The sequence below is a fragment of the Micromonospora sp. RTBAU3-60 genome (assembly GCF_054963695.1).
In genome coordinates this window covers 21,375-42,485 of the sequence record NZ_JBUEGB010000059.1, presented here as the reverse complement: position 1 = coordinate 42,485, position 21,111 = coordinate 21,375, and the positions used below count along the sequence as shown (strand labels likewise).

Sequence of the window (21,111 nt, the reverse complement as noted above, 5' to 3'; positions counted from 1 at the left end):
ACCGGTCCAGGACTCCAGCCCAGCCACCGCTGAGCGGAGAGCGAACCATCCGAACCACTCAACTATGAGCAAGAAGTAGGAAGCAGATCCTCCGGTACGACTCCCCGGTGCAGCTCATCACCCGGTTCACGACCGGCCCGCTGGATCTCGGCGACGGGCTCCGGCTCGCCGGCGGCGCGGAGCTGACCATGCTGCTCGGTGCCGCCAACCGCGACCCGGCGCGCTACCCCGACCCGCACCGGTTCGACCCGGACCGTCCGAACATTCAGCCCGTCTCGTTCGGCGGCGGCGCCCATTACTGCCTCGGCGCACCGCTGGCCCGGCTGGAGGCGCAGGTCGCGTTCCCGCTGCTAAACCATGCTGCCTCGGCTGAACCTGGCCGCCCCGGGCGAACGCTGCGACCGCCTGGTGCTGCGCGGCTACGCCACGCTGCCGGTCACCACCGGCTGACCTGGCCGCACCGCGAAGACGAGGGATTCGTGTCGGTGGCTGCCGCCGAACCGGCGTGTACGACAGAAGGCCGTGTTCGGCTAGTTTGCCGGGCAAGGCGGTTTCGTCAGGCCGCAGTCGTGTCAATGACAAGTCGTTCGAGCGCCTCGCCCTGTCACATCGGCTCGTCGGCTGGGCTCATAGGTACGAGTGCAAACACGCAAGGAGGCACAATGCAGTTTGAAGAAGCCGTCGAGGCCGCCGACGAAGCGACGATGCGGTCGATGCTGGCCGCCGACCCCGGGCTGCACGAGCGGCACGCAGACCTGGTTACGCGGATGGCCGAGGCGCGCAACTGGTCGGCGGTCCGGCTGCTGATCGATCTTGGCTTCGGCGTCAACGGTGTCACCGCCGCCGGCGCCACGGCCTTGCACTTTGCGGCGGCGGCTGGCGAGCTGTCGATCGCGCGCCTGCTGGTCGAGCACGGTGCCGACCACACCGCCCGCGAACCCGGGTTCAATGCGCAGCCGGCGGGCTGGGCGCAGTACTTCAAGAAGCCGGAAACCCAGAAATATCTCGAGTCCCTGGCCTGAGCCGCGCCGCCTGGTCATGCGGCATCAGGCCCCGGCTCGTCGAAGGAGGGCTCGCTCGCCATCCCGTTCCGCGTTCACCGCCCTGTTCGCTCCGTCCGGTTGAGGAGGGCGGACGGGAGGCGGTGGACGTGGTCGGGGTCACGGACAACGTCGATCCTGACGATCTTGTCGCCCGCGACGGTGAAGGCCATGACAGAAAACGGCCGCCCGTCGCGGGTGATCAACGTTCCGATCGCGCCGTTGACCAGGGCGGGGCGCAGTTGGCCACCACGTGGGGCGCGGGCCTGCTTGGCCACGGCTGGCGCGCCGCGGACGACGGTTGGCGGCCGGGTGGTGCCGACGTCGGTGCGCAGGACGACGTCGGGGTCGAGGACCTGGACGAGGGCGTCGAAGTCGCCGGTCCACGCAGCCGCGTAGAAGGCACGGACGACCTGCCGCTGGCGCGCCAGATCCGGATCGGGTGATGGGATCTCGGCATCGTGCACCCGGCGCCGTGCCCGGCTGGCGAGTTGCCGCGCGGCGGCCGGGGTGCGGCCCGCAATGCCGGCGATCTCCTCGAAGGGCAGGTCGAACATGTCGTGCAGCACGAACGCCAACCGCTCAGCAGGAGTGAGCTGATCGAGCACGACGAGCAGGGCCAAGCTCACCGAGTCGGCCAGCAACGCCTCCTGCTCGGGGTCGAGGTCCCCGTCCGGGATGACAACCAGGTCGGGCAGGTGCGCGGCCAACGGATCCTCCCGGCGGCGTCGGCGGGAGCGCAAAATATGCAGGCACTCCCGGGCCACGACGGTGGTCAACCATCCGCCGAGGTTGTCGATCTGGTCCGCGTCGGACCGGCTCAGCCGCAGCCAGGCATCCTGAACAGCGTCGTCCGCGTCAGCCAGCGAGCCGAGCATTCGATAAGCCACCGCCCGCAGGCGGGGTCGGTGCTGCTCGAAACGCGCGGCCAGCCGCTCATTCTCATCCATCGGTCACACCATTCCATCGCCAGGGCTCCGAGAGACGAACCCTCAGGCATGGCGAATGTGACACGTCTGGCCCGGCTCACATTGTTTCAGGCTGGCGACCCCGACTATACCTGACTAAGGTCAGACATATGGATGCGGAGCTCATCGCCGCCGTACGGCGGTTCAACCGGACAGTGACCCAGCGGGTGGGCGCTCTCGACGACGAGTACATGGCTCGCGGGCGTCCCCTGGCGCAGGCGCGTCTGCTGTGGGAGATCGGTCCCGGCGGCGCCGAGGTCGCCGCGCTGCGCGCGCGACTCGGCCTGGACTCGGGCTACCTGAGCCGGCTCCTGCGCACCCTCGAGGGCGACGGCCTCGTCACCGTGGGGCCGGCCGACCAGATCGGCGGCGACGGGCGGGTACGGGCCGCCGCGCTCACCGAGACCGGCCGGGCCGAGTGGACGGAGCTCGACAAGCGCTCCGACGAGTTCGCCTGGTCCATCCTCGAGCCGCTGCCCGCGCACCGCCGCCAGCGGCTCGTCGCGGCGATGGCCGAGGTCGAGCGGCTGCTCGTCGCGTCGATGGTAATCATCACACCGTGCCCGCCGAGCGACCCGCGGGCCCGGGCGTGCGTACGGGCCTACGCCCGGGAGGTCGCGCGACGGTTCGACGACGGGTTCGACCCGACCCTGAGCAATGCCGTCCACGACGACGAGCTCGTCCCACCCGCCGGAGTGTTCCTGCTCGCCACGCTCAACGACGAGCCCGTCGGCTGCGGCGCGGTGAAGCTCCACCGCGACGCGCCCGCCGAGATCAAGCGGGTCTGGGTGGCCGACGCGGTGCGCGGGCTCGGGCTCGGGCGGCGGCTGCTGGGCGAGCTGGAACGCTACGCCGCCGAGCGCGGCTGGACCGCCGTCCGGCTGGACACCAATCGCAACCTCACCGAGGCAATAGCGCTCTACCGGGCCGCCGGCTACCGCGAGATCGCGCCTTACAACACCGAGCACTACGCCCACCACTGGTTCGAGAAGAGCCTCGCGCCGTGACATCCTCTCCCACCTAAAGGCGGGAGAATCCCGCTTCCAGCGTCGTACGTCGCCGACGCTGGGTGGGTGGCCGACAGGACACCTTTCGGCTCCTGTCCCGGACTGCCCGCCCGGTGAGTGGGGGCGCCGCCTCGGCGGCGTCCCTGACGTTGATCGCCGCGTTCACGTCAGCATTGGCCTGGTGTCCGCAGGACCCGCACCGAAACACCGCTTGGCTTTCGCGGTTGTTCCGATCGGTGTTCCCGCAGCGGCTGCACCGCTGGGAGGTAAACGCGGCTGGCACCCTGACGATTCGGGTGCCGGTGGTCCGTGCCTGGTTGGTAAGGGCTGTCTCGAACAGTCCCCAGCCCTTGTCGAGGATCGCCCGGTTCAGTCCGGCCTTCTGGCGCACGTTTGTGCCAGGCTCGGCGACGGTGCCCTTCGCGGTAGCGGTCATAGCCTTGACGCCGAGACATTCCAGCTTGACGATCGCGTGCTGGGCGCAGAGCCGGTTCGCCGCCCACATCACGAAGTCACGACGCCTGTTACGGATGTTCGCCTCGGCCCGGGCAATCTCTGCACGGACCTTACGGGCACGATTGGAGGTTGTCGCGCCGCGTTTACGGCGGGCGGTCTCCTGCCGGCCGGCTTTCGACTTCAGTCGGGCCAGGTCGCGCTCCTGACCGGGTGAGGTGAAGGTGCGGTTCCACATACGCCCGTCGGACATCGCCAAGGCGACCTTCACTCCACGGTCGACGCCCACAACCGTGTCCGGCCGGGCGTGCGCCTCGGGCGTGGTGATTCCGGCGTGGACGCCGAACCCGACGTGCCAGGCGACACCGTCGAAGGACACCACCGCGTTCCGGACCGCGCCGCCCAACGGGCGGGACCAACGGAACTTGACTTCGCCGACCTTCGGGAGGCTGACCGCCCCCCACCGGCGGTTGAGACGGCGGACCTGGATCGCCTGACCGGGGAACGGAATCGACAGCCGGGCAGAGCGACGTTTACGGGTCGGGGCCCCGGCGGGGTGCTGCGGGTTCCACCAGTTGCGGTATGCCTGATCGAGTTGCCGCAGCACTTGCTGACCCGACTGCGCCGGCAGGTCGGCCACCCAGTCGAAGTCCTTACGCGCCTCTGTCAATGAAGCGCACTGCGCGGCGACTCCGAGAGTGACCCGCCGCTGCTGCCAGGCGAACCGGCGCTGCTCCAACGCGGTGTTGTACAGCCAGCGGCACGTGTGCCCCCACGAGTCCAGACGCTGCGCCTGCTCGTCGCCGGGGTATAGCCGGTACCTGCGGCCCGTGTCCGCTTTCACATCCATCATCATACACTTGGTTTCATGACCGCCGATGCCCCGGTTCGTACTGGCAGGCACTGTGTTTCCTTGCTTCACGCCCATTTGGTTTTCGTCACGAAGTACCGGGCGCGCGTCTTCACTGACGAACACCTGCGCTACCTCGAACAGGTCATGCGCCAGGTGTGTGAACAGTTCGAGTGCGAACTGGTCGAGTTCAACGGCGCAGACAACCACGTCCACCTGTTGGTCAACTTCCCACCCAAGGTGGCGCTGTCCAAGCTGGTCAACTCCCTCAAAGGCGTGTCCTCGCGTTACCTACGCCGCGACTTCCCCGAAATCCACCGCTACTACTGGCGCGACGCCCGACTGTGGGCCGGCTCCTATTTCGCCGGCAACCTCGATGGCGCACCGCTGTCCATGCTGCGCCAGTACATCGAACAGCAGAACTACCTCGACTAGCCAGGACGACCCCAGGAGCTTCGCAGCCTTCGACCGCGCGAAATCGGAAAAGCCGCTTCACTACCGCCCTGAAGGGCGGCGCACTGGGGATTGTCTTGGTAGAGGTTGATGCCGTTTACGTCTGCGTACTGGCCGGCGCGCCGTTGGCCTCGGTCGTCCATTCAGTGGCGGTCAGGGTGATCCTTCCGTCCTGACTGCTGGATGCGGTGCGGATGTCCTCCGCTCGGCGGGAGGCGCCGGTACGCTGGGCTGGTGGAGCGGTGCGATGAGTGCACATTCGCCTATGCGAGCGTGTCCGGCCAGGAGCTGCCGCGACTGCTGCGCGAGTTGCGGGCGCGGTACGCGGCTGCGCTGAGCGAGGTGCTGGACCTGCGCCGGCGACCCGCCCCTGGTGTGTGGTCGCCGCTGGAATACACCTGCCACGTGCGTGACGTGCTCCGCGTGCAGGGTGAGCGACTGGTGCTGGCCCTCACCGTCGAGGCGCCGGAGTTCACGCCGATGGGGCGCGACGAACGTGCCGTCGCTGACGCGTACAACGAGCAGGACCCGGCGGTGGTGCTCGACGAGTTGGCGGCGGGGGCCGACGATCTGGCGGCCCGGTTCGGGGTGCTCGGCCCGTCGGAGCTGGCCCGCACGGGCGTCTACCCGTGGCCGCAGCCGCAGTCCCGGACGCTGCTCTGGCTGGGCCAGCACACGATCCACGAGGGGGAGCACCACCTGCTCGACATCCGCCGGGCCGCCCGGTCCCAGGTCGCCGGCGAGCTCTGAGCCGCTCCCCCGCCGGCGACCCGGCGGTGACCTCGCCGAGACCCGGTCGGTCCGGATTCGGCTGGATCAGCCGCCCGCCGGCCGGACCGGAGATCGACGGGTGGGCCGGGAGCGCGCGGCGGGTTCGCCGAGGCCGGCCCGAGGGATATGCCGGATTCGTCAGAATCAGGGCATGCATCAGGAGCCCGCCGAAGCCGGTCGACGGCAGTCCGTGGACGGTCACCAGCGCCGGAACACGCTGCAACGAATCGTCAGTTTCACCGACGCGGCCGTGGCGATCGCCCTGACGCTGCTGGCGCTCCCCCTGGTCAACTTCGCCGATCAGAGCACCGCCCGGCAGTCGGTGGCCGACCTGGTCCAGCAGCACCTCGGCGACATTCTCTCCTTCGCCGTGTCATTCCTGGTCATCGCGTTGTTCTGGCGGACGCACCGGCAACTGTACGAACGGCTCGTCGACTACGACGAGGTCCTCGTCGTGCTGAACACGATCTGGATCATGCTGGTGGTCTTCCTGCCGTTTCCCACCGCGCGGCTGTTCGTGGAGACCCGCCTGCGCGCCGACTCCGCGGCCTTCTATGTCGCCAACATGCTGGCCATCAGCCTTCTTGCGCTCGCGCAGACCTGGTGGATCGGTCGCCGGCCCCAACTGCGGACGTCAGCGGGTCCGGAGACGGCCCCGGCGCTGCTGCCGCCCGTGGCGCTGTGCGTGGTCTTCGCGGCCGCGACCCTGGCCGCGGTCGTCTCGCCGACTGCCGGGCTGCTGCTGATCCTCCTCGTGCCGGTGGCGCAGTTCGCGGCCGCCCGGCTCAGCAGGTCGGCCGGCGGCTGAACGCGACGGCAGGCCTGGCGGGCGGTCCCGTCCCGGCACGATCGGCCGGCGGCGACGTGGAGAAGGCGAAGGAGGCCCTCCGGCGGGCCGTGCGCGGCCCTGGCCATCCCAGATCAGCCGGTGCGACGTGCGCCCCCGGTACGTGCTGGCATCGCGCCAACGGCCACGCCACCCCCGCGCCGAGCGGCCGGGCAAGCCGTACCGCAGATCGTCGTCTGCCGGGCAGCGAGACGGCCGGGGCCGCCAGGAGTCCCTGGCCGCCCCGGCCGCAGCACGGATCGGGCCCGACGGCGGATCAGTGGATGACGACGGGCGCCGGCGTCTGCTCGGTCTGCTGTCCGTCGAGCAGGTGCGACGGCTTGCGCCGGCGAGGCAGGAACGCGGCCGGGATGAACGTGGTCAGTACCAGCGCGAACCCGACCCAGAACGTGGTGGCGAAGGAACTGGCGGCGAAGTCCAGCCCGCGCTCGATGAGCTGTGCGGGCACCGGGAACTCCCGGAGGAGCTCCGGCCGCAGCTGCGCTGTGATGGCCAGCCCGGCCTCGGTGATCGGCTTGCCGCTGCTGGGGTCCACCGCACCGGGGATCTCCCGGGAGCCGTTCAACTCGCTGGTGAGGATCACCGACATCACCGCGGCGCCCACGGACCCGCCGATCTGCTGGAGGATGTTGACCAGCGTGGAGCCGCGGGCCACCTCCTGGGCCTGCAGCGTCTTCAGCGCCGAGGTCATGATCGGCATCATCGTGCCGCCCATGCCCAGACCCATCACGAACAGCGAACCGCCGAGCAGCCAGTATGAGGTGTGCGGGTCGACCTGGGTGAAGGTGAGGAACCCGGCGGCGATGAGCACCAGCGCGAACGGCACCGTGCGGCCCACGGGCACCCGGTCGGCCAGCATGCCGGCGACCGGCATGGTGAGCATCGCGCCGATGCCCTGCGGCGCCATCAGCAGCCCGGCGGTCAGCGTCGACTCCCCGCGGATCTGCAGGAAGTAGCTCGGGAACAGCAGGCCGGCGCCCATGAACGCGATGATGAACACGAACATGGTCACCGACGCGATGGTCAGGTTGCGGTTGGCGAACAGCCGCAGGTCGACCAGCGGGTGCTTCGGCTTGAACGAGTAGACGATGAAGCTCACCACGAGCGCGGCGCCGACGAGCATCGGCGCCCACACCTTGGTCTCGGCGATCGTGCCGGCCTCGGGGAGCGAGGAGATGCCGTAGAGGAACAGGGCGAGCCCCGGCGACAGCATCAGCATGCCGAGGAAGTCGAACGACTCGGACGGCTCGGGGTTGTCCTTCGGCAGCGCCAGCTGCGCGTAGACGAGCGCGATGACGCCGATCGGCAGGTTGATCAGGAAGATCCAGTGCCAGCTCGCCGTGTCGATCAGCCAGCCGCCGAGGATCGGACCGCCGATCGGCCCGAGCAGCATCGGGATGCCGAGGACGGCCATCAGGCGACCGATCCGGTGCGGACCGGCGGCCTTGGTCATGATCGTCATGCCGAGCGGCATGAGCATGCCACCGCCGAGCCCCTGGAGGACGCGGTAGAAGACCAGCTCGGAGATCGAGTCGGCGGTGGCGCACAGTCCGGACCCGATCGTGAACAGCGCCAGCGCGATCATGTAGAGGCGCTTGGTGCCGAACCGGTCCGCGGCCCATCCGCTGAGCGGGATCACCGTGGCCAGCGCGAGCGTGTAGGCGGTCATGGTCCACGCGACTCGGGCGTAGGAGGCGTCGAACTCGTTCTGGAACGTCGGCAGCGCGACGCTGACGACCGTGACGTCGAGGATCGACATGATCGCACCGAGAACGACGACTCCCGCCACCTTGAGGACCGCGGCGTCGAGCTTGTCCGATGTCGCGGCGGGTTGCTGGGTCACTAACAGTCTCCTGGGTTCGTGTTGATCGGGGGCGGTGGCGGCACCGCGCTGGCGAGCACGGGATGTCACGAGGAGGGGCGACGTCCGCTGGCACAGTAGCGAGTGCGGGCGACAATTCGCGCTCGGATTCTCCGTGACCACCCACACTGGTTGACCCGGTCAGCGCCGGCCGCCGGCCGAGCCCACGTCCCACGCGTCGCCGCGCCCCCCGGGTCGGGCGCCCCGTCTCAGGCCGGCGCCGCACCACGGCGGACCCGCGGCCGTGCGCCGTCTCGTGCTCGGCGCCGGCGGTGAGACATCGACGCCGGGGCTTGTCGGGTCGTCTCGGTGCGCGCGCATCGGCGGCAAACCGCGCTGGTCAGGGCTAAAGTTCGCACAGTTGCCGGCAACCTCGACCCAGTTGCCGGAGGCAGGCCCGGCCGGGGGGACGCACGCGGTCGCGGGGCCACGGCGGGCGCTGCGCGTCAGGTCTCCGCCCGCCGTCGATGTCGCGGAGCGGAAGGCGGGTGGAATCGCCCTGGGCCTGCCCGTGGCCCGCCGGGTTCCGAGGCCACACCGCCGTCGTGATCCTCAGCACAGCAGGCGGTTCGTCGAGCATCCGCGCCGTCCCGTGCCGCCGGTCCGCCGCCACCGCCCGCACGGCGGCCGGCCGGCGGCTCCGCTGCTCGGGTCGTCCCGGGGCGGGTCACCGCTGCCGGGTGAGCGGCAGGTAGTCGGCGGCGGTGAGCGGCTGTCGGGACAGGGAACCGTCCGCGCGGGGCACGTCCAACGGCCGCCCCGCCCGCTGGAAGGACACCGTGTCCACGTCCTGCCGCCTGGTGAGCGTGCAGACGATCTGACCGAAGGCGAGGATCTCGTCGCTGCGACCCGTCTCGTCGACGGCTTCCTCGATGTCGACCTCGGCGAGCCGGCCGTTCACCCGGGCCCCGGTCACCCCGACGGTGCCCGGCAGCGCGCTGGTCAGGCCGCTGTCCCGCTCCGTGCTCGACGGTCCGGCCAGCAGGTGCTGCAGATGGACGTCGACCGGGGGCAGCGCGTCGACCCGGCGTACCGTCGGGTCCAGCCGGTCGTCGCGGACGAAGCAGAGGGTCTCGTCCACCCGGCCCGCCGATCCGGTCGGGCTGCCGGTCACCGGCGCCGGCGGCCGGCCGCGCGGCGCCTGCACCGGGCGGGGGAACTCGTCGACGGGCACCCCGCACCCCGCGAGCAGGACCACGACGAGCAGCAGTGCGCGCGACGACCGGATCACGGCAGGCTCCCCGGCAACTCCACCCGGAACCGCGCGCCGCCGCGCGGCCGGTCCGTCACGCTCGCCCGGCCGCCGTGCGCGGCGGCGTGTTGGGCGACCAGCGCCAGGCCGAGACCGGTGCCGTTGGTGTCCGCGCGGGCGTGGGCGGCACGGCCGCGGACGAAGCGGTCGAAAATGATCTCGCGGTCCTGCACCGGTACGCCCGGGCCTTCGTCGTCGACCTCGATGACCCCGGCGCCGTCCCGCACCCGAAGGTGCACGGCGACCGGGCCGCCACCGTAGCGGACGGCGTTGTCCAGCAGGTTCAACAGGATCTGCGCCACCCGGCGCCGGTCGACCAGCCACCGGCTCGGCGTGCCGGGCGGGATGCTGACCAGATCCTCGGGCAGGCAGCGGCTGCGGCACGCCTCGCCGGCCAGCGCCGCCACATCGACGGACTCGCGCTGCGCGGGCCGCTCGGTCCGGGCCAGCTGCATCAGGTCGTCGACCAGCCGCTGGAACCGCGCGACCTCGTCGGCGACCAGACCGGCTGCGGTGGCGGTGCGCTCGTCGTGATGGCCGCGACGGCGGGTGAGCACGTCCGCGGCGGCGGCCAGGGTCTGCAGCGGCGACCGCAGCTCGTGGCTGACGTCGGCGGCGAACCGGCGGTCCCGCTCGATCCGTCGGACCAGCTGGTCGACCATGTGGTTGAACGAGGTGGAGAGGCGGTTCAGGTCCGGGTCGGTGGCGGGGTCGAGCCGGGTGGTGAAGTCACCGGCGGCGATCCGCTCGGCGACGTCCGCCACGGCGGTCAGCGGTCGCAGGCTGTGGCGGGTGGCATACCAGCCGAGGGCGGCGCCGGCGCCGGCCACCATGATGCCGACCGCGGTGAGGGTCAGCGCCATCACCTGGAAGGTCTGCTCCACCTCGCGCAGTGAGGTGAGCTCGTAGTAGCTGGTGGTCGCCGACAACGGGACTCCGACGAGCAGGGTGGGCTGGCCGTCGAGGCGTACCCGCTGCACGCCCGCCTCCCCGGAGCGGACCAACTGTTGCAGCTCGCCGGGGATCGAACTCGCGCCGATGTCCGCCGAGCGGCCGTACCAGCGGCCGTTGAAGTAGAGCAGCGGGCGGCGGATGCTGCCGGTGTCCAGCGAGCGCAGCACCTCCACCACGTCGGGGGCATCGGTGTCCAGCCCGGTCCGCACCACCGCCGCGTCGAAGTAGGCGACCCGCACCGCCGCCCGTTCCCGCTCGTCGAGCAGCGACCGGCGGGTCAGGTCGTAGGAGAACAAGGCCATGGACGCCGCGAGCAGCGACGCGCCGACGGCGAAGGCGGCGGTGACCCGGGCCCGGAGTCCGAGGCGGGTCATCGCTGCAGCTTGTAGCCGAGGCCGCGCAGCGTAACCAGGTGCCGCGGGTTCGCCGGGTCGGCCTCGATCTTCTGCCGCAGCCGGCCCACGTGCACGTCGACCAGCCGCTCGTCGCCGGTGTCGTATCCCCAGACCCGCTGCAGCAACTGCTGCCGGGACAGCACCCGACCGGCGTGCTCGGCCAGTTCACAGAGCAGCCGGAACTCGGTGCGGGTCACGGCCACCCGCTGGCCTGCGCGGCGTACCTCGCCAGCGTCCGGGCTGATCTCCAGGTCACCGAAGACCTGCGCGGGGACCGGCGCCACGAGCGTCCGTCCCCGCCGGCGCAGGGCCCGCAGCCGAGCCGACAGTTCCTTGATCGCCACTGGCTTCACGAGGTAGTCGTCGGCGCCCGCCTCCAGCGCGGCGACGATGTCGTGGGTGTCGTCCCGCGCGCTGACGACCACGATGGGCACGTCGTCGTCGCGGCGCATCTGCCGGATGCACTCGAAGCCGTCGAGTCCCGGAAGCATCAGATCGACGAGGACGTTGTCAGCCCGGTTCTCCCGCTGCCGCCGCAGTCCCTCCTCCGCGGTCGCCGCGCCGTACGCGGTGTAACCCTCCTCCTCCAAGGCGAGCAGCAGCGCGAGCCGGATCCGGTCGTCGTCCTCGATCACCAGTACGGCCGTCATACGGGCATCATCCCCGGGCCGGTGGCCGCGGCCCAACCGTGTCAGCCGTTCCCGGGTTTTGTCACACAACTGTCATGAAAACGCGGACTCACCGCCACGGTCGCCGCCCAGCCTGGTGAACGAACCGGACGACGCGCACGGGAGCAGGAGACATGACCGGGCCCCAACCACCTCCGCCGGACTGCACCGTGCCGCTCGTGGAGGTGGAGATCACCGAGGAACTGGACCGGGCGCGCCTGTCCGAGGTCAGTCACGTCCTCGACCGAATCCTGTCCCTGCAACCGGACGCGGTGGTGATCGACCTGTCCGGATGCCGACACGTCGACGCGGCGGGCATCGGGCTGCTGCTCGACGTGCACCGCCGGATGAGCCGCCGACAGGGCACGCTCAAGCTCCGCGACCCGAACCCGCGCATCCGTCGAATTCTGGAAACGGCCCGGCTGGACCAGGTCCTGCCGATCCTCGACACCTCCGGGCGGGCCCACCCAGAGGTGGTCGACCAGAACCCGACCGGGCAGCGCCCGGCGGGGGTTCCGGTCGCGCAAGGACGGGCGAAGGTCGCCGTGCGTTCCTGAGCCGGCGAGGAGGCAACCGTGAGCGGCAGTGCGCTCATCAGCGGACTCGCGATCGGGCTCGCCGTCGGCCTGGCCGGTCGGCTCCTCGTGCCAGGGCGCAGAGCGGCTCCCGTCTGGCTGACGATCGCGCTCGGCGTGGCCGCCGCGCTGCTCGGCTCGGTCGTCATCCGCCTCCTCGGCGCCGACCTGGCCGAGCTCACGGTCCTGCGGCTGGTCGCGCAGTCAGGCTTCGCCGGTGTCGCGGTGGTCCTCGCCGTGGTCACCGCCGAACGGCAATCCCCGCGAGACCCGTACGAACCGGTGATCCGCGCTGCCACCGCGGCGCCGCCGCCCCGTGACACCGCCGGCGAGCGGAGAGAACGAGAGGATAGGCCATGACGGTCGTACCGGCCGATCACCTGATGACTCTGATCTGTGACGACTGCGGTGACACGGTCACCGCGGCGGCCAACGTCCTGCCCGATGCGGAGGTCGTCTGGACGCTGGTGTTCGACAACGGCTGGGTCGGTTCACCCTTCGCCTCCGGCCCGCACCACTGCCCCCGGTGCAGCATCGCTGCCGAGACGGGCAGCGGCAGGTCGACCACCGGCCTGGGCATCGACTACCTCGACGAGGTCGCTGCCGAACCGGCCCCGCGCGACGCCAACCCGGCGGAGGCGGTGCGACGGGCACTGGCGGAGGCGATCGACCTCGGTGACCGCGTCCTCGTTGATCTCAGCGAGGTGGAGCTCGTCGACCCGGCGGGGCTCGGCCTACTGGTCCGGGCCCACCAGGAGGCCAGGCACCGCTCCGCCGCGCTCTGTCTGGTGGCGCCCACCCGGTTCGTCCTCACCGTGCTGCACACGATGCGGCTGGACGACGTCTTCCCGGTCTACGAGAGCCGGGCGGCCGCCCTGCACGAACTGGGCCACCCCGCGTCGGCGACCACCGCGCCGGTGGGCCCCGAGCCCGTTACCCCATCGACAGTCAAGGAGCCGCCATGGTGATGCCCTGGCCATTTCCGCCGTTCCCCGACGACAACTCGTTCCGGTCGACGAACGAGGAATCGGAGCAGGAGAGCGAGGACCTTCGCCTCGCCGCGCTGGTGGCGCAACGGCTGAGCATCGAGTGGATCACCCGGCGCCAGCAGATCACCATCACCGTGCAGAACCGGGTGGTGATTCTCGCCGGGATGGTGGCGAACGTGGAGACCCGCCGGGCGGCGGGCGAACTGGCGTGGGAGGTCCCCGGCGTCGTCGACGTCTGCAACGCGTTGCAGCTGTACGGCCAGCGACGGAGTCACCGCTAACCCGGTGAAGCCCACGGGCCGCCGCACGCAGGTACATCGAGGAGGCTGGACGCTCGTACGCTGTGCCGATGATCTCTCCGCCGCGCCTCGTCGACACCACGGCGCGTCACCGGTGGCAGGGTGGCGTGCCGTCCGAAAGGGACAGCCGAGAGGCCGCGGGACCGCCCGTCATGGCAGCGGCCGCAGCGCGCGCGGCGAGCGTGATGTGGTGAGCAGACGACGCGTACCCCGGCAGGGGCCGGTCCCGCCCGCGTCCGCGTCGCGACTGTCGCGACTGGCCCGCTGGTGCGCCGGCGTGGAGGAGTCCCGCTGGTTCGAGGTGGCGATCGTCGTCGTCATCGGCGCGAACGCGGTGGTGCTCGGCGTCGAGACCTACCCGCACCCGGGGTCGCTCGGGACGCTGCTCCGGGCGCTGGAATGGTGCTTCCGCACGGTGTTCATCGTCGAGATCGCCATCCGGGTGCTGGCCCACGGCCGGCGGCCGCAGGACTTCTTCCGGCGCGGGTGGAACATCTTCGACTTCGCCGTCACCGCCGCGGCGTTCATCCCTGGCCTGCATGGCGAGTCGGCGGGGCTGCGGGTGATCCGCATCGCCCGGGTGGTGCGCCTGGTGCGCTTCTCGCCCGGGCTGCGCACCATCGTGACGGCCCTGCTGCGCAGCCTTCCCGGCGTCGGCGGATTCCTCGCCCTCGCCCTGGTGACGCTGTACGTGTACGGGATGGCCGGCTGGCTCATCTTCAAGGAGGCGTATCCCGAGGACTACGGCACGATCGGCCGGGCCGCGCTGACCCTGTTCGTGCTGCTGTCCCTGGAGACGCTGCCCGACCTGATCGAGCAGGGCATGGCGGTGTCGCCGTGGACCCTGGTCTACTACGTCAGCTTCGTGCTCATCACCGCCAACCTGCTGGTGAACATCCTGATCGCGGTGATCGTCAACTCGATGGAGGAGGCCCGCCGGCTGGAGATGACCGCGCGGATAGCGGTGGACGAGGACCGCGATGGCGTACCGGACGAGATCGACCGGATCATGATCAGCCAGCGGCTCGACGACCTGCGGACGCTGGTCGCCGAACTGGAACGCGAGCTACGGATCGACCGCGACGATGGACAGCCGAAGGCGGTGCCCGGGACCGGTGACGGCGGCCGTCACCCGTGACCGGCCTGCCCACCCGGGACGAGGACCACGTGGAGCTGCCGGGGGCCGTGGACGCCCTCGACCCGGTTGAGTTCGATGTCGCTGGTGGCGGAGGGCCCGCTGATCCAGGTCAGCGGGCGACCCGGGGCGACCCGGGCCACGGCGTCCGGCACGGTGGCGACCACCTGGTCGGCGCGCAGCACGCAGACGTGCGCGTCGGGCAGGAGGCTGATGACTCGCCGCCCCTGGTCCGGCGCGGCGTCGAGCACGATGGTGCCGGTCTCGGCGACGGCCACGCACGCCGCGGTGACCACCCCGTCCACGGCGGCGATCTGCTCCGCGGTGAGGTTCTCGTCGGTCACCGGGGTTACCGTGGTGGGCAGCCAGTGCCGGGGCAGCCCGGGCGGGACCACGACGCGCTGGCCGCCGAGTATTTCGTCGACGACCTGCGCGACGTCGGCCTCCGCGCACCGGTGCACGGTGGCCCGGTAGTCGGTGAGCCGATGCACCAGCAGGTCGAGGTCGATGCCGACAGCGCCGGCCGGCCGGTAGTCCCGGGGCACCGCGGCCGGCGGCGCCGGCCGGTCGCCGAGGGCGGCCCGCAGCCGGCCGAGGACGATCTCGCGCGAGTTCATCGCTCGGCCCACCACTGCCGGAAGGTCTGCGGTGGCGCGGCCGGCAGGTCACGGCTGGCGGTCCAGCCGTTCAGCGGCGGTGGCAGCGCGCGGCCGGCAAGCCGCGCCAGGCCCGCGGCGCGCTGCGCGGCCGCGTACAGCCGGGGATGGTCCATGGTGTACGCGGCGGCGCCCATCGCGGCCGCCTCGGTGGGCGGGTGGGGGGCCTGGCCGCGCAGATGCACCAGCAGCTCTGGAATGTTGATCATCACGGGGCAGGCGTCGTAGCAGGCCCCGCAGAGCGACGACGCGTACGGCAGGGAGGCGTTGTCCGGCACCCCGGTCAGCTGCGGGGACAGCACCGCCCCGATCGGCCCCGGATAGACCGACCCGTACGCGTGGCCGCCGGTGCGTTCGTACACCGGGCACACGTTGAGGCAGGCGGAGCAGCGGATGCAGTGCAGCGCCTGCCGGCCGACGGCGTCGGCGAGCACCGCGCTGCGGCCGTTGTCCAGCAGCACCAGGTGCACCTGCTGCGGCCCGTCGCCCGGGGTGACGCCGGTCCACATCGAGGTGTAGGGGTTCATCCGCTCCCCGGTCGACGCCCGGGGCAGCAGCTGCAGGAACACCTCGAGGTCCGCCCAGCTGGGGATGACCTTCTCGACGCCCATCACGGTGATCAGGGTCTCCGGCAGGGTGAGGCACATCCGGCCGTTACCCTCCGACTCGACGACCGCCAGGGTGCCGGTCTCCGCGACGGCGAAGTTCGCCCCGGAGACGGCCACCCGGGTGCTGAGGAACGTCTCGCGCAGGTGCCGGCGGGCCGCAGCGGCCAGCGCCGCCGGCTCGTCGGTGAGCGCGGGGTCGACGCCCGGCATCTCGCGCAGGAAGATCTCCCGGATCTCCGCCCGGTTGCGGTGGATCGCCGGCACCAGGATGTGGCTGGGCCGGTCCCGGCCGAGCTGCACGATCAGCTCCGCCAGGTCGGTCTCCACCGGTTCGATCCCGGCTGCCTCGAGGGCCTCGTTCAGGCCGATCTCCTGGGTGGCCATCGACTTGACCTTCATCACCCGCTCGGCGCCGGCGGCCCGGACCAGGTCGGTGACGATCTGGTTGGCCTCGACCGCGTCGGCCGCCCAGTGCACGGTGCCGCCGGCGGCGGTGACCGCGGATTCGAGCTGCTCCAGCAGTTCCGGCAGGCGGGCCATGACGTCGGCCTTGATCGCGGAGCCGGCGGCGCGCAGCTGCTCCCAGTCGGGCAGCTCGCCGATCACCGCACCCGACTTGGCGCGGATCGTGGTGGTGGCGTGCCGCAGGTTACGGCGCAGCTGCGCGTCCCCCAGCGCCCGGCGGGCCGCCGCCGGGAAGGACTCCTCACCGCGCAGATTGCCCACCCCGCGCGGCGCGGTGGCCGGCATGCCCAGGAACGTGCGCGTCACGACTCCACCTCCAACCGGTCCCGCTCCCCCGCCGTCTCGGCGCCCTCCGTGCTGGCCAGGATCTCCGCCAGGTGCACGGTGCGCACGCCGGCTCTGAGCCGGGACAGCCCGCCGCCGATGTGCATCAGACACGAGGAGTCCCCCGCCGTGCACACCTCCGCGCGGGTGGCGAGGACGTTGCGCATCTTGTCCGCCAGCATCGCGGTGGAGGTGTCGGCGTTCTTCACCGCGAAGGTGCCCCCGAAGCCGCAGCACTGCTCCGCCTGCGGCAGCTCCACCAGCTCCAGCCCGCGGACCTCCCGCAGCAGGCGCAGCGGCTTGTCGCCCACCCGGATCATCCGCAGCGAGTGGCACGTCGGGTGGTACGTCACCCGGTGCGGGAAGTATGCCCCCACGTCGGTCACCCCGAGCACGTCCACCAGCAGCTCCGACAGCTCGTACGTGCGGGACGCGACCTCCTCGGCCCGGCTGGCCAGCCGCTCGTCCCCCGCCCGGCGGGCCACCATGGCGTGCTGGTGGCGGACCGAACCGACGCACGAACCGGAGGGGGCGACCACCACGTCGTACGGGGCGAAGACGCGGACGTGCCGGCGGACCAGCCGCAGCGCGTCATCCGGATAACCGGTGTTGACGTGCATCTGCCCGCAACAGGTCTGGTCCGCCGGGAAGACCACCTCGTGGCCGAGGCGCTCCAACAACCGCACCGTCGCCTTCGCCGCCTCGGGGAAGAGCGTGTCGGCGAGGCAGGTGACGAACAGCGCGATCCGCATCCTCAACCGCCCATCCGGTCCTCGGCGGCCCGCCACGCCGCCTCGTCGCCGCGCGGCTCGTACCGCACGATGTGCTGAGTGTCGCGCAGGACGGCCCGCAGCGCCGCCAGGTCGCCGGCGAGCACACCGGCGGCACGGGCCTGCACCAGGATGTTACCGAGCGCGGCGGCCTCGACCGGCCCGGCGAACACCGGCAGGCCGCAGGCGTCGGCGGTCAGCTGGCACAGCAGGTCGTTGCGGGCGCCGCCGCCGACCACGTGCACGGCGCCGACGTGCCGGCCGGACAGCTGCTGCGCCTGGCGTACCGCCCGCCGGTGGGCCAGGGCCAGGCTGTCGACGATGCAGCGGACGGTCGCGGCCGGGGTGGCGGGCACCGGCTCGCCGGCTCGCCGGCAGGCCTCGGCGATGCGGGCGGGCATGTCGCCGGGCGGCAGGAACCCCGGGTCGTCGGGGTCGACGACCGAGCGGAAGGCCGGTTCCCGGGCCGCTCGGCGCAGCAGGTCGGGCAGGTCGGTGCTGCCCCAGGTGCGCACCGATTCCTGCAGCAGCCACAGGCCCATCACGTTGCGCAGGTAGCGGATCGTCCCGTCGAGGCCGGACTCGTTGGTGAAGTTGGCCTGCCGGCTCGCCTCGCTGAGCACCGGGGCGTCGAGTTCGACGCCGACCAGCGACCAGGTGCCGCAGGAGATGTAGGCGAAGGAGGTCCCCGTCGCCGGCACGCCCACCACGGCGGAGGCGGTGTCGTGGGAGCCGACCGCGACCACGTCGGGGGTGCCGGGCAGGCCCAGGCCGGGCCGGACCGGGCCGATCCGGGTGCCCGGCTCCCGCAGCGGCGGGAACAGGTCGGCGGGGATGCCCGCGTCGGCCATCAGGTCGGTGGCCCAGGCCCGGCGGCGCAGGTCGTACAGCTGGGTGGTGGAGGCGTTGGTGATCTCGGCGGTGACCTCACCGGTGAGCCAGTACGCGATGAGGTCGGGGATCAGCAGCAGCCGCCGCGCGGCGGCCAGCTGCGGGCTGCCGGCCGCCGCGACGAGCTGGTAGAGGGTGTTGAAGGGCAGCTGCTGCAGCCCGGTGGTGCGGTAGAGGCGCTCGGCGCCGAGCTGCTTGGTCACCCGCTCGGCGACCCCGTCGGTGCGGGCGTCCCGGTAGTGCACCGGGTTGCCGAGCAACGCCCCGGAGGCGTCGAGCAGCCCGTAGTCGACGGCCCAGGAGTCGACGCCGAGGCTGGTCACCGGGCCCGCCGCCCGCAGGCCGTCGAGGACGCCCCGGTAGAGCGCGAGGACGTCCCAGTGCAGGGTGTCGCCGAGGCGCACGGGTTCGTTGGGGAACCGGTGCACCTCGGTGAGGTCCAGTCGGCCCGGCCCGACGTGGCCGAGCATGACCCGGCCGCTGGACGCGCCCAGGTCGACGGCGGCGAGCTGGACGCTGCTCACGCCGCCGCTCCGCTTCGCTCCGCGGCGGCGCGAGGCGCCCCGCTGCTGAGCCTGATGGTTCGCTCGCTCCGCTCGCTCACAGCAGCCCCCGCCGGGCCGCCCACACCACCGCCTGGATCGGGGCGGTGACGCCGAGCCGGTCGCAGATGGCCCGGATCCGGCGGCGCACGGTCCGTTCGGACAGCCCCGACCGTCGCGCCACCGTCTCCAGCGGCACACCCGTCGCCAGCAACCGCAGCAGCCGCAGGTCCGCCTCGTCCAGCACCGGATTCTCCGCGAGCATCTTGGTCCTCATCCCCGCACCGGGCCGGCTCAGCGGAGGAAGGCCGCGGCGACGCCGGCGTCCACGGGAACGTGCAGACCCGTCGTGTGCGACAGGTCGCCGCCGGTGAGCACGAAGACGGCGTTGGCCACGTGCTCGGGCAGCACCTCCCGCTTGAGCAGGGTGCGCTGGGCGTAGAACTCGCCCAGCTTCTCCTCCGGCACGCCGTAGACGGCGGCGCGCTGGGCGCCCCAACCGGCGGCGAAGATGCCGGAGCCGCGCACCACCCCGTCCGGGTTGACGCCGTTGACCCGGATGCCGTGGCCGCCGAGTTCGGCGGCGAGCAGCCGCACCTGGTGCGCCTGGTCGGCCTTGGCGGCGCCGTAGGCGACGTTGTTCGGGCCGGCGAACAGGGAGTTCTTGCTGGCGATGTAGACGATGTCGCCGCCCATCTGCTGGTCGATGAGGACCCGGGCGGCCTCCCGGGAGACCAGGAAGGAGCCCTTGGCCATGACGTCGTGCTGCACGTCCCAGTCCGCCTCGGTGGTCTCCAGCAGCGACTTGGACAGCGACAGTCCGGCGTTGTTGACCACCAGATCCAGGCCGCCGAAGGCGAGGACCGCCGCGCGGACCGCGGCGGCCACCGCGCCGGCGTCGGTGACGTCCAGCGGTACGGCCACCGCGACGTCCGGGCCGCCCAGCTCGGCGGCGACCGTCTCGGCGGCGGCGGTGTCCCGGTCGGTGACGACCACGCAGGCGCCCTCGGCGGCGAGGCGGTGCGCGATGGCCCGACCGATGCCGGAGCCGGCGCCGGTGACCAGGGCGATCCGGGTGGCGAGCGGCTTAGGCTTGGGCATCCGGGCCAGCTTGGCCTCTTCGAGGGCCCAGTACTCGATGCGGAACTTCTCGGCCTCGTCGATCGGGGCGTACCGGGACACGGCCTCCGCGCCGCGCATGACGTTGATGGCGTTGACGTAGAACTCCCCGGCGACGCGGGCGGTCTGCTTGTTGGCGCCGAAGCTGAACATGCCCACGCCCGGCACGAGGACGATCGCCGGGTCGGCGCCGCGCATCGGCGGGCTGTCGCCGGTGGCGTGCCGCTCGTAGTAGGCGCGGTAGTCGTCGCGGTAGGCGGCGTGCAGCTCCTTCAGCCGGGCGACCGCGTCGGCCAGCGGGGCGGCCGGTGGCAGGTCGAGCACCAGCGGGCGGACCTTGGTGCGCAGGAAGTGGTCCGGGCAGGAGGTGCCGAGCGCCGCGAGGGCGGGATGCCGCTCGCGGGCGACGAAGTCGAGCACCACGTCGCTGTCGGTGAAGTGGCCGACCTGGGGGCGGTCGGTCGACGCCAGGCCCCGCAGGACCGGCGCGAGTACCGCCGCGCGGGCCCGCCGCTCCTCGGTCGGCAGCGGCTCGTACCCGGGGATCACCGGGCCGAACGGCTCGGCCCGGCCGTGCTCGTCCAGGTACGCCTGGGCGGTGCGGATGATCTCCCGCGAGTGGCGTTCGCACTCCTCGCTGGTCGCGCCCCAGGCGGTGATGCCGTGCCCGCCGAGGATGACGCCGATCGCCTGCGGGTTCGCCTTCGCGACGGCGGCGATGTCGAGGCCGAGCTGGAAGCCGGGTCGCCGCCACGGGATCCACAGCACCCGGTCGCCGAAGATCTCCTTGGTCAGCTCGGGGCCGTCGGCGGCGGTGGCGATCGCGATGCCGGCGTCGGGGTGCAGGTGGTCGACGTGGGCGGCGTCGACCAGGCCGTGCATGGCGGTGTCGATCGACGGGGCGGCGCCGCCTCGGCCGTGCAGACAGTAGTCGAACGCGGCCACCATCTCGTCCTCCCGCTCGACGCCGGGGTAGACGTCGACGAGGGCGCGCAGCCGGTCGAGCCGGAGCACGGCCAGGCCGGCCTCGGTGAGGGTGCCGAGGTCGCCGCCGGAGCCCTTGACCCAGAGCAGCTCGACCGGGCCGCCGGTCACCGGGTCGGTGGTCTCGCCCTTGGCCGAGGTGTTGCCGCCGGCGTAGTTGGTGGTGCTCGGGTCGGCGCCGAGCCGGTTGCTGCGGGCGATCAGCGCCTGAACCTCGGAATGCATCGTCGTCACG

22 protein-coding genes and 1 pseudogene are annotated in these 21,111 nt (G+C 71.9%); 11 read left to right on the top strand and 12 right to left on the bottom strand.

The window, feature by feature from the left end:
• Positions 1–83 precede the first annotated feature (83 nt).
• Both ACY34I_RS32280 and ACY34I_RS32275 read left to right on the top strand, forming a co-directional pair.
• Positions 84–450 (top strand): annotated as a pseudogene (locus ACY34I_RS32280) (cytochrome P450); the annotation flags it as partial.
• A 212-nt stretch (positions 451–662) separates the two neighbouring features.
• Positions 663–1,022, top strand: a complete 360-nt coding sequence (locus ACY34I_RS32275; protein WP_462758960.1) for an ankyrin repeat domain-containing protein — start codon at positions 663–665, stop codon at positions 1,020–1,022.
• 74 nt (positions 1,023–1,096) lie between these two features.
• On the opposite strand, the gene ACY34I_RS32270 is transcribed toward ACY34I_RS32275, so the two are convergent.
• Positions 1,097–1,990 carry a sigma-70 family RNA polymerase sigma factor gene (locus tag ACY34I_RS32270; protein WP_462758959.1) on the bottom strand — a complete coding sequence of 298 codons (894 nt, stop codon included), beginning with the start codon at positions 1,988–1,990 and terminating at the stop codon, positions 1,097–1,099.
• Positions 1,991–2,118: 128 nt separating this feature from the next.
• Here ACY34I_RS32270 and ACY34I_RS32265 point away from each other — a divergent pair, with 128 nt between their 5' ends.
• Positions 2,119–3,015: a GNAT family N-acetyltransferase gene (locus ACY34I_RS32265; RefSeq protein ID WP_462758958.1), complete on the top strand. Its 897-nt coding sequence runs from the start codon at positions 2,119–2,121 to the stop codon at positions 3,013–3,015.
• Positions 3,016–3,028: 13 nt separating this feature from the next.
• Here the strand turns inward: ACY34I_RS32265 and ACY34I_RS32260 are convergent, their stop codons facing one another.
• Positions 3,029–4,312 carry an RNA-guided endonuclease InsQ/TnpB family protein gene (locus tag ACY34I_RS32260; protein WP_462758957.1) on the bottom strand — a complete coding sequence of 428 codons (1,284 nt, stop codon included), beginning with the start codon at positions 4,310–4,312 and terminating at the stop codon, positions 3,029–3,031.
• A 24-nt stretch (positions 4,313–4,336) separates the two neighbouring features.
• On the opposite strand from ACY34I_RS32260, the gene tnpA reads away from it, so the two are divergent.
• From tnpA to ACY34I_RS32245, 3 genes are all read left to right on the top strand, one after another.
• Entirely contained in the window at positions 4,337–4,753 is a 417-nt protein-coding gene (gene tnpA / locus ACY34I_RS32255) for an IS200/IS605 family transposase (protein ID WP_462758956.1), read from the top strand.
• A 252-nt stretch (positions 4,754–5,005) separates the two neighbouring features.
• Positions 5,006–5,521: a DinB family protein gene (locus tag ACY34I_RS32250; RefSeq protein ID WP_462758955.1), complete on the top strand. Its 516-nt coding sequence runs from the start codon at positions 5,006–5,008 to the stop codon at positions 5,519–5,521.
• Between the two features lie 172 nt (positions 5,522–5,693).
• Entirely contained in the window at positions 5,694–6,350 is a 657-nt protein-coding gene (locus ACY34I_RS32245) for a TMEM175 family protein (RefSeq protein WP_462758954.1), read from the top strand.
• 295 nt (positions 6,351–6,645) lie between these two features.
• Here ACY34I_RS32245 and ACY34I_RS32240 read toward each other — a convergent pair whose 3' ends face one another.
• From ACY34I_RS32240 to ACY34I_RS32225, 4 genes are all read right to left on the bottom strand, one after another.
• On the bottom strand, positions 6,646–8,232 hold the full coding sequence (locus tag ACY34I_RS32240; RefSeq protein ID WP_462758953.1) for a DHA2 family efflux MFS transporter permease subunit: 1,587 nt from the start codon (positions 8,230–8,232) through the stop codon (positions 6,646–6,648).
• A 685-nt stretch (positions 8,233–8,917) separates the two neighbouring features.
• Positions 8,918–9,478 carry a GerMN domain-containing protein gene (locus ACY34I_RS32235; protein ID WP_462758963.1) on the bottom strand — a complete coding sequence of 187 codons (561 nt, stop codon included), beginning with the start codon at positions 9,476–9,478 and terminating at the stop codon, positions 8,918–8,920.
• On the bottom strand, positions 9,478–10,830 hold the full coding sequence (locus ACY34I_RS32230) for a sensor histidine kinase (protein WP_462758952.1): 1,353 nt from the start codon (positions 10,828–10,830) through the stop codon (positions 9,478–9,480). Before ACY34I_RS32230 ends, ACY34I_RS32235 begins: the two co-directional genes overlap by 1 nt.
• Entirely contained in the window at positions 10,827–11,501 is a 675-nt protein-coding gene (locus ACY34I_RS32225; protein WP_148801021.1) for a response regulator transcription factor, read from the bottom strand. Before ACY34I_RS32225 ends, ACY34I_RS32230 begins: the two co-directional genes overlap by 4 nt.
• Before the next feature lie 152 nt (positions 11,502–11,653).
• On the opposite strand from ACY34I_RS32225, the gene ACY34I_RS32220 reads away from it, so the two are divergent.
• The 5 genes from ACY34I_RS32220 to ACY34I_RS32200 all read left to right on the top strand — a co-directional run bounded on the left by ACY34I_RS32220 (position 11,654) and on the right by ACY34I_RS32200 (position 14,520).
• Complete coding sequence (locus ACY34I_RS32220; RefSeq protein ID WP_462758951.1) at positions 11,654–12,076, top strand: STAS domain-containing protein; 423 nt, start codon at positions 11,654–11,656, stop codon at positions 12,074–12,076.
• An 18-nt stretch (positions 12,077–12,094) separates the two neighbouring features.
• Entirely contained in the window at positions 12,095–12,454 is a 360-nt protein-coding gene (locus tag ACY34I_RS32215; protein WP_462758950.1) for a GlsB/YeaQ/YmgE family stress response membrane protein, read from the top strand.
• Positions 12,451–13,062, top strand: coding sequence for an STAS domain-containing protein (locus ACY34I_RS32210; protein ID WP_462758949.1), 612 nt, complete (start codon positions 12,451–12,453; stop codon positions 13,060–13,062). The genes ACY34I_RS32215 and ACY34I_RS32210 overlap by 4 nt, the downstream gene beginning before the upstream one ends.
• Positions 13,056–13,364, top strand: a complete 309-nt coding sequence (locus tag ACY34I_RS32205) for a BON domain-containing protein (RefSeq protein ID WP_462758948.1) — start codon at positions 13,056–13,058, stop codon at positions 13,362–13,364. The genes ACY34I_RS32210 and ACY34I_RS32205 overlap by 7 nt, the downstream gene beginning before the upstream one ends.
• Positions 13,365–13,572: 208 nt before the next feature.
• Positions 13,573–14,520 carry an ion transporter gene (locus ACY34I_RS32200; protein ID WP_462758947.1) on the top strand — a complete coding sequence of 316 codons (948 nt, stop codon included), beginning with the start codon at positions 13,573–13,575 and terminating at the stop codon, positions 14,518–14,520.
• On the opposite strand, the gene ACY34I_RS32195 is transcribed toward ACY34I_RS32200, so the two are convergent.
• From ACY34I_RS32195 to ACY34I_RS32170, 6 genes are all read right to left on the bottom strand, one after another.
• Positions 14,511–15,134, bottom strand: a complete 624-nt coding sequence (locus ACY34I_RS32195; protein ID WP_462758946.1) for a LutC/YkgG family protein — start codon at positions 15,132–15,134, stop codon at positions 14,511–14,513. The genes ACY34I_RS32200 and ACY34I_RS32195 overlap by 10 nt on opposite strands.
• Positions 15,131–16,531 (bottom strand): lactate utilization protein B, encoded by a 1,401-nt coding sequence (locus ACY34I_RS32190; protein WP_462758962.1) that lies wholly within the window; start codon positions 16,529–16,531, stop codon positions 15,131–15,133. The genes ACY34I_RS32195 and ACY34I_RS32190 overlap by 4 nt, the downstream gene beginning before the upstream one ends.
• A 17-nt stretch (positions 16,532–16,548) precedes the next feature.
• Complete coding sequence (locus tag ACY34I_RS32185) at positions 16,549–17,322, bottom strand: (Fe-S)-binding protein (RefSeq protein ID WP_462758961.1); 774 nt, start codon at positions 17,320–17,322, stop codon at positions 16,549–16,551.
• Positions 17,323–17,324: 2 nt separating this feature from the next.
• Positions 17,325–18,755, bottom strand: coding sequence for a rhamnulokinase (locus ACY34I_RS32180; RefSeq protein ID WP_462758945.1), 1,431 nt, complete (start codon positions 18,753–18,755; stop codon positions 17,325–17,327).
• Positions 18,756–18,831: 76 nt separating this feature from the next.
• Positions 18,832–19,050, bottom strand: a complete 219-nt coding sequence (locus tag ACY34I_RS32175) for a helix-turn-helix domain-containing protein (RefSeq protein ID WP_148801014.1) — start codon at positions 19,048–19,050, stop codon at positions 18,832–18,834.
• 17 nt (positions 19,051–19,067) lie between these two features.
• Positions 19,068–21,101 (bottom strand): bifunctional aldolase/short-chain dehydrogenase, encoded by a 2,034-nt coding sequence (locus ACY34I_RS32170; protein WP_462758944.1) that lies wholly within the window; start codon positions 21,099–21,101, stop codon positions 19,068–19,070.
• Between the last annotated feature and the right edge of the window lie 10 nt (positions 21,102–21,111).